General features: G+C 73.1%; 9 protein-coding genes. 8 read left to right on the forward strand and 1 reads right to left on the reverse strand.

Features of this window, described 5'->3' with window-relative positions:
- Position 1: 1 nt before the first annotated feature.
- From RKD20_RS05350 to RKD20_RS05385, 8 genes are all read left to right on the forward strand, one after another.
- Positions 2-1,456 carry a 2-oxo acid dehydrogenase subunit E2 gene (locus RKD20_RS05350; protein WP_424876647.1) on the forward strand — a complete coding sequence of 485 codons (1,455 nt, stop codon included), beginning with the start codon at positions 2-4 and terminating at the stop codon, positions 1,454-1,456.
- A 2-nt stretch (positions 1,457-1,458) separates the two neighbouring features.
- Positions 1,459-1,713, forward strand: coding sequence for an acyl carrier protein (locus RKD20_RS05355; protein WP_424876648.1), 255 nt, complete (start codon positions 1,459-1,461; stop codon positions 1,711-1,713).
- A gap of 146 nt (positions 1,714-1,859) precedes the next feature.
- Positions 1,860-2,558, forward strand: a complete 699-nt coding sequence (locus tag RKD20_RS05360) for a response regulator transcription factor (RefSeq protein ID WP_424876649.1) — start codon at positions 1,860-1,862, stop codon at positions 2,556-2,558.
- Between the two features lie 2 nt (positions 2,559-2,560).
- Complete coding sequence (locus tag RKD20_RS05365) at positions 2,561-3,961, forward strand: sensor histidine kinase (protein WP_424876650.1); 1,401 nt, start codon at positions 2,561-2,563, stop codon at positions 3,959-3,961.
- A gap of 79 nt (positions 3,962-4,040) precedes the next feature.
- The gene (locus RKD20_RS05370) at positions 4,041-4,424 is read left to right on the forward strand and encodes a hypothetical protein (RefSeq protein ID WP_424876651.1); all 384 of its coding nucleotides are present in this window, start codon (positions 4,041-4,043) and stop codon (positions 4,422-4,424) included.
- Entirely contained in the window at positions 4,421-5,386 is a 966-nt protein-coding gene (locus tag RKD20_RS05375; protein WP_424876652.1) for an FAD:protein FMN transferase, read from the forward strand. Before RKD20_RS05370 ends, RKD20_RS05375 begins: the two co-directional genes overlap by 4 nt.
- On the forward strand, positions 5,383-6,069 hold the full coding sequence (locus RKD20_RS05380; RefSeq protein ID WP_424876653.1) for a ferric reductase-like transmembrane domain-containing protein: 687 nt from the start codon (positions 5,383-5,385) through the stop codon (positions 6,067-6,069). Before RKD20_RS05375 ends, RKD20_RS05380 begins: the two co-directional genes overlap by 4 nt.
- A 657-nt stretch (positions 6,070-6,726) precedes the next feature.
- Positions 6,727-9,057: a heavy metal translocating P-type ATPase gene (locus tag RKD20_RS05385; RefSeq protein WP_424876654.1), complete on the forward strand. Its 2,331-nt coding sequence runs from the start codon at positions 6,727-6,729 to the stop codon at positions 9,055-9,057.
- 61 nt (positions 9,058-9,118) lie between these two features.
- Here RKD20_RS05385 and RKD20_RS05390 read toward each other — a convergent pair whose 3' ends face one another.
- Complete coding sequence (locus RKD20_RS05390; RefSeq protein ID WP_424876655.1) at positions 9,119-9,964, reverse strand: CBS domain-containing protein; 846 nt, start codon at positions 9,962-9,964, stop codon at positions 9,119-9,121.
- Positions 9,965-10,044: the final 80 nt, after the last annotated feature.

Raw genomic sequence — 10,044 nt, forward strand, 5'->3', positions numbered from 1 at the left:
CATGGCCGAGTTCACCATGCCGTCCCTCGGCGCCGACATGGACGAGGGCACCCTTCTGCAATGGCTGGTGCAGCCGGGTGACCCCGTCCACAAGGGCGATCCGGTCGCGGTCGTCGAGACCGCGAAGTCGACGATCGAGGTGGAGTGCTTCGAGACCGGGACCATGGCGGAGCTGCTGGTCGAGCCCGGGGCGACAGTGCCGGTGGGCACACCGCTCGCGGTGATCGGGACGCCCGGGAAGGACGGAGCGGGAAAACCGAGGAAGCGGACGGCTCGCCACACACGGAAGAAGAGCGAGCCCACCGAGCCGGCGCCGGCTTCACCGCCCCCCTCGCCTCCACCGTCTGCCCCTCCGCCATCCCCCGCGGCCGAACCAGAGCCCATGCCCCCAACGCCCGTCCCGGCCACCCCGCCCGCCACGGCCCTGCACCGCGGCCACCTCGAAGCGGGTCCCCTGGTCCGCCACCTCGCGGAGCACAGTGGCATCGATCTGGAGGCACTGCGCGGCACCGGACCGGGAGGACGCGTCACCCGGACCGACGTCGAGAAGGCGACGGCTGACAGGTCCACCGCTCGTCCCCGGCGTGTACGGACCACTCCCCTCGCCCGGCGGCTCGCCGCGGAACTCGGCATCGACCTGGCGACAGTGACGGGGACGGGCCAAGACTCGGCCGTCCGGGCCGCGGACGTACGCCGCGCGGCGCCCGGTCCGGAGAGACCCACCCCACCCAGTCCTGCGGACGTGAGTCCTCCCCCTGAACACCCCGCCACCGCGCCGCCGTCCGATGACCGGGCGACAGCCATGCGCCGGGCGATCGCCGGCCTGATGAGCCGCGCCAACCGGGACATCCCCCACTACTACCTCTCCACCACCGTGGACATGGCCGCCGCGACGGAATGGCTGCACGAGCACAATCGGCGCAGCCCGGTCGGCGAACGACTCCTGCCCGCGGCCCTGTTGCTCAAGGCTGCGGCGCTGGCCGCGCAGGAGGTCCCCGAACTCAACGGTTCCTGGGCCGACGACCGCTTCACGGCCGGTGAGGGGGTGCACCTCGGCGTGGCCGTGTCCCTGCGCGGCGGAGGGCTCGTCGCCCCCACGCTGCGCAACGCCGACATGCTCGCGCTCCCCCAGTTGATGGCCGCCCTGAAGGACGTGGTCACCCGGGCCCGGACGGGCAGGCTGCGTGGTTCCGAGGTGTCCGACGCCACGATCACGGTCACCAATCTCGGTGATCAGGGGGTCGAAAGCGTCTTCGGCGTGATCTACCCGCCGCAGGTGGCCCTGGTCGGCTTCGGCCGGGTCGTCGACCGGCCATGGGCCGCCGACGGCCTGCTCGGCGTACGTCCCGTGGTCACGGCGACCCTCTCCGCCGACCACCGTGCGACGGACGGCGCCGTCGGCGCCCGCTACCTCACGGCCGTCACTCGACTCCTGCAGAACCCGGAGCAGCTGTGAACATGAACCGAACCGAAGCACTCGACATGGTCAGGGAGTCGATCTCCCGTGTCGTACCCGGCGCGGACATCGCCGCACTGGGCCCCGACGACGCTTTCCGCGACGTGCTGGAGATGGACTCCCTCGACTTCCTGAGTTTCGTGGAGGTCCTCAGCGAACGGTCCGGCGTCCGGATCGAGGACGAGGACACGACCCGTCTGACCACGCTGTCCGACAGCGCCGACTTCCTTCTCGCGCGCTCAGCGCCTTTGCCCTGATGGCACCTCTGCCCAGCCGCCGGACAGCAGGTGCCGGCGGTGTCGGCAGGGGACGAATGGCCCCTGCCGCCCAGGCCCGACGGGAGTGGAGGCTGGGAGAAGGATCGGTGTAGTCGGTCGCATCGTCGAGGAGGCGGGTAACCCGGATGAACGCTCAGGTCACCGGCGCGGCTGAGGAGACGCGTGTGCTGGTCGTGGAGGACGACCGGGGTATCGCGGAGTCGTTGGTGCGCGGGCTGCGGCAGGCCGGCTACGCCGTCGAGGATGTCCGCAGCGGCGGCGCCGCCCTGGCAGCCGCCTCTCCCGATGTCGTCCTGCTGGATCTGGGGCTGCCGGACATCGATGGGGTCGAGGTGTGCCGGAGGCTGCGTGCCCGGTCCGATGCCGCGATCATCGCGGTGACCGCGCGGGGCGAGGAGGCGGACCGGGTGGTGGCCCTGGACGAGGGGGCCGACGACTACCTGGTCAAGCCGTTCGGGCTGGCCGAGCTGCTGGCGAGGATCCGGGCGGTGCTGCGCCGTAGGCGCCCGGCCGGGCCGGAGATCGTCCGGCACGGGCCGCTGGCACTCGACCTGCGCACCCGGCTGGTGTCGGTGGATGGACGTGCGGTGGCGCTGACGCCGAAGGAGTTCGGCATCCTGGAGTGCCTGGCCGCCGATCCGGGCCGGGTGCTGAGCCGGCAGCAGATCCTTGAGCAGGCGTGGGACGCCCACTGGTACGGGCCGACGAAGGTGCTGGACGTGCACATCGCGGCGCTGCGCCGCAAGCTCGACGTGCCCGGGCTGATCGAGACGGTCTACGGGCACGGCTTCCGGCTCGGCCCGGTCCAGGCATCACCGGAGTAGTCGTGACCCGCCGGATCGCCTGGACGCTTGTGGCGCTGACCTCTGTGCTGCTGGTGCTGGCGGTGGTGCCGCTGGCGGTGTCGCTGACGGCACGCGAGCACGTCGCCTACCGCGACAGCCAGCGCGCGGCCACCCGTGTGATCGCCGCGGCGGCCGAGGAACACCTCTCCGACGGCAAGCCGGCCACCCTCATGCGCAAGGAGCTGGCTGCCGCGGCCCGGACGGGGGACTGCGCCGCCGTGTACGACGCCTCCGCGCGCCTGGTGGCCAGCACGCCGTGCGCGGCGGCACAGGGTGAGGAGGCGGAGGAGTTGGTGGCGGACGTACTGCACGGACGCGAGCCGGAACCCCCGGAGAACGAGGGGCGCCTGCTGGCCGCAGAACCGGCCGGTGACGTGCGCGAGCCCGCCGGCGCAGTCGTCCTGGCCCGTTCCGCCGCTCCGCTCGATGCCCGGATCGCCGCGATCTGGGGCTGGTCCGCAGCGATCGGTGTCGTGGGACTTGCCGCCTCCGTGCTGTTGTCCGTCCGCCTGGCCCGCTGGGTGAGCCGACCCCTGTCGAGACTGGACGCATCGGCCCAGCGGCTGGGCGAGGGCGCTCTCGACGAGAGGGCAGACGTGGGAACGGGTCCGCCGGAGGTACGTCGGCTCGCCGCCACCTTCAACACCATGGCGGCGCGCACGGAAGCCCTGGTGCACGGCCATCGGGCCGTGATCGCGGACGTGTCCCATCAGCTGCGTACCCCGCTGGCCGCGCTGCGGCTGCGCCTCGATGTCCTGGCCGCCGGCGCGGACGACGCCACCGCCGCCGATATTGCCGCCGCCCAGGAGGAGATCTCCCGGCTGTCCCGGCTGGTCGACGGGCTGCTGGCGGTGGCGCGAGCCGAGCAGGCCACACCCCGCCCGACGGCCGTACGCATCGACGAGGTGGTGGCCGAACGGGTGGCCGCCTGGGCGCCCGTCGCCGAGGAGCGCGGCGTCCGGCTGACCGCGGAGTCCGGCGGTGCGGCACCGCCCGTCGCACTGGGGGCGGGCCACCTGGAGCAGATCCTCGACAACCTGATCGCCAACGCCGTGGACGCCGTGCCGTCCGGCGCGGGCATCAGCCTCGATCGCCGTGCGGCCGGAGCCACCGCCCGGGTGTATGTCCGGGACGACGGTCCCGGGATGACGGCCGAGGCGAAGGCGGTCGCCTTCCGCCGGTTCGGCAACCCCGAGGCCGGCGGTACCGGGCTCGGGCTCGCCATCGTCCACCGCCTGGTCACCGTCAACGGCGGCACGGTGCGGCTGGAGGACACCCCCGGTGGCGGGCTGACCGTCGTACTGGAGCTGCCGCTGTGGTCGGAACGCGGACGGGCGCGGGCCGGAGGACCGAGATCTTTACCGGATCCGAAGAAGACGTGAGCCAGTTCCTCGAAACCGTGAGCACAGCCTGGAGGTGCAACGCAGCCGATCCGGCCGCTGACCCTCCAGGAGCCCCGCCATGGCATCCTCGCCCGACGACTTCACGCCGACGCCCCCGCCGACCGGTTCCCCGCTCGCGCGCGATCGCGGCCTGCGCCGCAGTCGCCGCCTGACCCGGTGGATCACCGTCGGCGCCGTGGCCGGCGCGGCGGGGCTGGGCAGCCTCTACACGCACCTGCTGCCAGGAGGCTCGGCATCTCCCGCGCCGGCCGTCGCCCCCTCCGTGCAGAACCCCGCGACGTCCTCCTCCGCCCCGGCGACGGGTGGGAACGAGGGGAGCGACCTTCACGAGGACGACGCGGACGAGGGCGCGGCCCCTGCCGCTCAACCGACGCCGCAGCCTCCTGTCCGACCACCGGCTCCCACCCAGCAGCAGCCGCACACGACGACGGGGGCGTCATGACCACACATTCGCCGGCCCCCTCCCCCGCCCAGGCCGTCTTTCCCGCCCTGGGCACGACCGCCACCCTGCTCGTGACCGAGCCGAGCGCCCTGCCCGTCGCGGAAGAGGTCCTGCGCACCGAACTCCGCGCCGTTGACCTGACGTGCAGTCGCTTCCGACCCGACTCCGAACTCACTCGCGTCAACCTGCACGCGGGTGGCCCGACGACAGTGAGCGAACGCTTCGCCGAGGCGCTGCAGGCCGCCCTGTGGGCCGCTCGGATCACCGGCGGCGCCGTGGACCCGACTGTGGGCAGTGCGGTGATCGCCCTCGGCTACGACCGTACCTTCGCCTCCGTACGCCCCGACGACGCCCACCCCGTGCCCGTCGGCCGACCCGCGCCCGGCTGGCAAAAAGTCGGGTGGAACCCGCGCACCCGGCGGCTGCGGCTGCCCCCGCACACCCGCCTCGACCTCGGCGCCACCGCCAAAGCCCTCGCCGCCGACCGTGCCGTCCGGCAGGCCGCCTCGGCGACCGGCTGCGGGGTGCTGGTCGGTCTCGGCGGCGACCTGGCCGTGGCCGGGCCGGCTCCGGAGGCCGGCTGGCGGATCGCTCTCGCCGACGACCACGCGCAGCCCGTGACGGAGCCGGGGCCCGCCGTGGCCTTGACCGGCGGGGCGCTGGCGACCTCCGGCATCCGGGTGCGTGCCTGGCGGCGCGGCGGACGCACCTTGCACCACATCGTCGACCCGGTCACCGGGGAACCGGCCGCGCCCGTCTGGCGCACTGTCACGGTCGCGGCCGCCACCTGCGTGGACGCCAACACCGCGAGTACGGCGGCGGTCGTGCTCGGCGAGCGGGCCGTGGACTGGCTGCGCTCCACCGGCCTGCCCGCCCGCCTGGTCGGCGTCGAAGGAACCGTGGTACGCCTCGGCGGCTGGCCGCCCGACTCCCCGGCCCCCGACCCCGGAGGTCCGCGATGACGACACTGGCCCTGACCGGCAGCCCCCTGTGGTACGCCAGCCGGGCCGGCGGCACCCTCGCGCTGATCCTGCTCACCGCCACCGTGGTGCTCGGGATCGCCTCCGGCGGGCGGTCCGCACCCCGCCGGATCGGCCGGTTCGAGATCGGGCTGCTGCACCGCAACCTGTCCCTGCTCACCCTGGTGTTCCTCGCCGTGCACGTGGTGACGGCGGTGCTCGATCCGTTCGTGCACCTGGGGTGGGCGGTGTCCGTCGTCCCGTTCGGGGCGTCGTACCGTCCGCTGTGGCTCGGGCTGGGCACGGCCGCGGTCGATCTGCTGCTCGCGGTGCTGGTCACCAGCGCGTTGCGGCTCCGGCTGGGGGTGCGCCGCTGGAAAGCCGTGCACTGGCTGGCCTACGCCGCCTGGCCACTCGCCCTCTTCCACGGCGCCGGAACCGGCACCGACACCCGACTTCCCCTCCAGCTGTGGCTCTACGCCGTATGCCTGGCCTCGATGGTGGTTGCCGTGTGGTGGCGCCTGGCGAAGGCCGGTCCGGGACGGGTGGCCGGTCGCCTCGTGGCCGCCGTGACCGCGACTGCCGTACCGGTGGTGCTGACCGCGTTCCTGGCCACCGGGCCGCTCCAGCCCGGCTGGTCCCAGCGCGCCGCGACGACCGCGCTCCTGATCGGAGGCGGACGGTGAACTCCTCGACCGCGACATCCTTCACCCCAGACCACCGCACCCCCGGGCCGGACGGCTCCAGCGCGCGGTTGCCGGCGGGATGGCACGCCAACGGGCGACCGGCCACCTTGACCGATCACCTGCGACGCCACGGACCACCGCCCCTCACCACGGATATGCCGGGGCCGCTGGTGGACACCGTCGAGGCGGCCGGGCTCACCGGACGCGGCGGCGCCGGGTTTCGGACGGCCCGGAAACTGCGGGGCGTGGTGGACGGCTGTGGCCGGGCCGTGGTCGAACGCTCACGAGCGTGACCAGGGCGAGCAGCGGCAGGACGAACGCCCATGCGCTGTGCCGCCTTGGGCCAGATCACACAGAACACCAGTGCCAGCGCGGTCAGGGGAACGAGGACCACGACGAAATGCACGAGCAGTATGTGTGCGGGCAGGCCGTTGACCAGGATCATCGGCGAATTCCTTCAGCGAGTCGAGGTTCCCCGTGCAGATCGGGCGCGCCGGCCTGGCACAGGAACCTCACAGCTTCCTCCGAGGATGTCTCGCACCGTCCGTCCGGCCCGGAAGCAGGGCCGGACGTCCCCTTCCGCAGGGGCCGGGTGCCGCGGTGGGATGGTGGGAGAACGATCCGGCGGTCGCCGTGCCGGATCTCCCGAGGTGTGCCATGAACCACTCCACTCTCGCAGCGCGACTGCATCACCTGACCGCCACAGGAGTGTCCCGACGGCTGGAACCGGTCCTCCTGGTCGTCACGGCGGCCGCCCTCGCCGGCGGCGGCATCGCCTGGCTCGCCGGCGCCCCTGACCTCGCTGACCTGCTCTGGGCTCTGGGTACCGTGGCCGCCGTCGTCCCCGCGGTGTGGTGGGTGCTGGCCGCGTTGCGGCGCGGACACGCGGGCGTGGACCTGATCGCCGTGCTCGCACTCGGCGGGACCCTGGCCGTGGGTGAGTACCTGGCCGGTGCCCTGATCGCGCTGATGCTCGCCACCGGGCGCACTCTGGAAGCCGCTGCCCAGCGGCGCGCCTCCCACGACCTGCGGGCCCTGCTCGAACACGCGCCACGCTCGGCGCACCGGCGCACGGGCGCGGGAGTGGCCACGGTGCCGCTGGGACAGGTCGTCGTCGCTGACCTGCTCGTCGTCCGTCCCGGTGAAGTCGTTCCCGTCGACGGCCGGGTGGAAAGCGCCACCGCCGTCCTCGACGAGTCGGTGCTCACGGGCGAGCCCGTCCAGGTCGAGCGGCTCCTGGGTGAAGGAGTGCGCAGCGGCGTGGTCAACGCCGGCGGCGCCTTCGAACTGCGCTCCACCGCCACCGAGCGGGACAGCACATACGCCCAGATCGTGCGGCTGGCCCAGCAGGCCGGGGCCGAGTCCGCGCCGGTCGTGCGGCTGGCCGACCGCTACGCCGCCTGGTTCCTGCCCCTCTCCCTCGTCGTCGCGGGACTGGCGTGGCTGATCAGCGGCTCTGCCGTCCGGGCGGTCGCCGTCCTGGTCGTCGCCACGCCGTGTCCACTGCTGCTGGCCGCCCCGGTCGCCATCGTCTCCGGTCTCTCCCGCGCCTCCCGTCTCGGCGTGGTCGTCCGCGACGGCGGCGCACTGGAGAACCTCGGCCGCGCCCGCACCCTCCTGCTCGACAAGACCGGCACCCTCACCCGGGGCCGCCCGCGCGTCCTCGACGTCACCGCCGCCCCCGGCCTGAAGCCCGCGGAAGTACTACGTCTGGCGGCCTCACTCGACCAGTACTCCCCCCACATCCTGGCCCAGGCCATCGTCGACACCGCCAGAGAACGCGGACTGGAACTGACGGCCCCGACGGACGTCACGGAAGAACCCGGCCGAGGCGCCACCGGCACCGTGGACGGACACCGCGTGTCCATCGGGCGCCTCAACGCCGACCATGCACGGCCCGCCTGGGCCGGGACGGTGGACAACCGTGCCCTCCTCGACGGCGCGGCCGTCGCCTGGCTCACCCTCGACGGAGAGCCGGCCGGCGCCGTCCTGCTGCGCGACCCCCTGCGCCACGACGCCCCGCGCACCCTGCGTCACCTGCGCGCGGCCGGCATCCGACGGCTGCTGATGCTCACCGGTGACCGCGCCGCTCCCGCCCAGGAAGTCGCCGCCGTCCTCGGTCTGGACGACGTGCGTGCCGAGCTCAGTCCGGCCGACAAGGTCGCTGCCGTTCGCGCCGAACGCGAGCACGCCGTCACCGTGATGGTAGGCGACGGAGTCAACGACGCCCCCGCCCTGGCCGCCGCCGACATCGGCGTCGCCATGGGAGCGCGTGGCTCCACCGCTTCCTCCGAAGCTGCCGACATCGTGCTGACCACCGACCGCGTCGACCGCCTCGCCGACGCCGTCACCATCGCCCAGCGCGCTCGCCGCATCGCCGTGCAAAGTGCACTCGGCGGCATGCTGATGTCTCTGGTCGCCATGGCCGCGGCCGCGGCCGGCCTGCTCCCGCCCGCCGTCGGCGCGCTGCTCCAGGAGGGCATCGACGTCGCCGTCATCCTCAACGCCCTGCGGGCCCTACGCGTCGACCAGGCCGCACGCCCCGCCGTCACCCCCGCCGCCGAGGCCCTCATCCACCGCTTCGCCGACGAACACCACGACCTTCAGGACGTCCTCGACGTCGTACGCGACGCGGCCGATCGCCTCTCCGACACCCCCGGCTCCGCAGCACTCTCCGCCGTGGAGGAGACCCACCGCCTGCTCGTCGAACGGCTGTTGCCCCACGAGTACGCCGAGGAACACGAGCTCTATCCCGCGCTCGCCCCCACCCTCGGCGGCCCAGAGGCCACCGCCACCATGAGCCGCGCCCACACCGAGATCGAACGCCTCTCGCGGCGCATCGCCACCCACCTCGAACTGGCCCACGCCGACGGCGGTCTGGCCCCCGAACAACTCGACGACCTGCGTTCCTGCCTCTACGGCCTCAACACCGTCCTGCGACTGCACTTCACGCAGGAGGAGGAGAACTACTTCTCCCTCGCCCCCTGAGAGCGACCCACGAAGGATCCGGCGTCTGCCAACGACGGACCGACGGGCGGACGCTGTCGGCTCACACCGCCACGATGGCGTCGACGACCTCGACCACGTCGTCGATGTCCCGTACCGGCGCGAGCAGTTCGGGGATGAGGTCCTTCTCCAGCCGCCCCGTCAATGTCACCACGCCGTTTTTCACGGCCACGTCGACGGCACGGGTATCCACCAGGTGCTGCCCGACGAGGGACTCGACCTCGGCCTGGATCTCGGTGTCGTCGCGGATCAGGGCGCGCAGCAGGTCCTGTCGGCTGACCACGCCGACGAGCCGGCCGTGAAGGTCGGTCACGGGAAGCCGCTTCAACCGCGCATGGGCAGCTGTCCACGCCGCGTCCGACACGCGTTCCGCAGGGTGGACTGTGACCGGAGGGAAGGTCATCAGAGTAGCGGCTGTGTCCCCGTGGCTCTTCTCGTACAGGCGGTGCTGCCACAGTCTGCCGACAGGGCCGTGCCGACGCGGCTCCGCCATGACGGCGGCCTTGGCCAGCAGGTCCGACTCCGAGACGACACCGATCACGTGGTCTTCGGCGTCGACCACCGGTACGGCGTTCACGTGCTCACGGGCGAGCGTGTGCGCCACGTCAAGGAAGGGCATGTCGCCGGGGACCGAGACCGCCGGCACGTGCATGACGTCGCGCACGCGGGGCACGGACGGTGTCCGGGAGGCCGGAGCGGGCTGCTCGGACTTCGCCTCCTCAACGGTCGGTTCGGGCGCTTCGGCACCCCGAGCCGACGCGGCGCCCGCGACTGCCGCGAGGTAGCGGCGCAGCGCGTCCTGGCGCGGTTCCTCCTGGGGGGTCCAGGGGCGGCCCGGCATGGTGTGGCGGGCTTCCTTCTCCGCGGAACGGTGCTCGAAGTCGCTCACGGCTGCCTCCTGGGGGTGCCGTCCACCTACGGGCTCAGTCTCGCATCGATAGCCAGGCGCGGCCTCCGGGCCGAACGGCC

Origin of the sequence: Streptomyces sp. SLBN-8D4 (genome assembly GCF_049739545.1) — a bacterium.
Lineage (GTDB): Bacteria > Actinomycetota > Actinomycetes > Streptomycetales > Streptomycetaceae > Streptomyces > Streptomyces canus_C.

Coding starts and splice junctions, on each gene's coding strand:
- RKD20_RS05350 (WP_424876647.1), top strand. CDS start 2: ATGGCCGAGTTCACCATGCCGTCCCTCGGCGCCGACATGGACGAGGGC.
- RKD20_RS05355 (WP_424876648.1), top strand. CDS start 1,459: ATGAACCGAACCGAAGCACTCGACATGGTCAGGGAGTCGATCTCCCGT.
- RKD20_RS05360 (WP_424876649.1), top strand. CDS start 1,860: ATGAACGCTCAGGTCACCGGCGCGGCTGAGGAGACGCGTGTGCTGGTC.
- RKD20_RS05370 (WP_424876651.1), top strand. CDS start 4,041: ATGGCATCCTCGCCCGACGACTTCACGCCGACGCCCCCGCCGACCGGT.
- RKD20_RS05375 (WP_424876652.1), top strand. CDS start 4,421: ATGACCACACATTCGCCGGCCCCCTCCCCCGCCCAGGCCGTCTTTCCC.
- RKD20_RS05380 (WP_424876653.1), top strand. CDS start 5,383: ATGACGACACTGGCCCTGACCGGCAGCCCCCTGTGGTACGCCAGCCGG.
- RKD20_RS05385 (WP_424876654.1), top strand. CDS start 6,727: ATGAACCACTCCACTCTCGCAGCGCGACTGCATCACCTGACCGCCACA.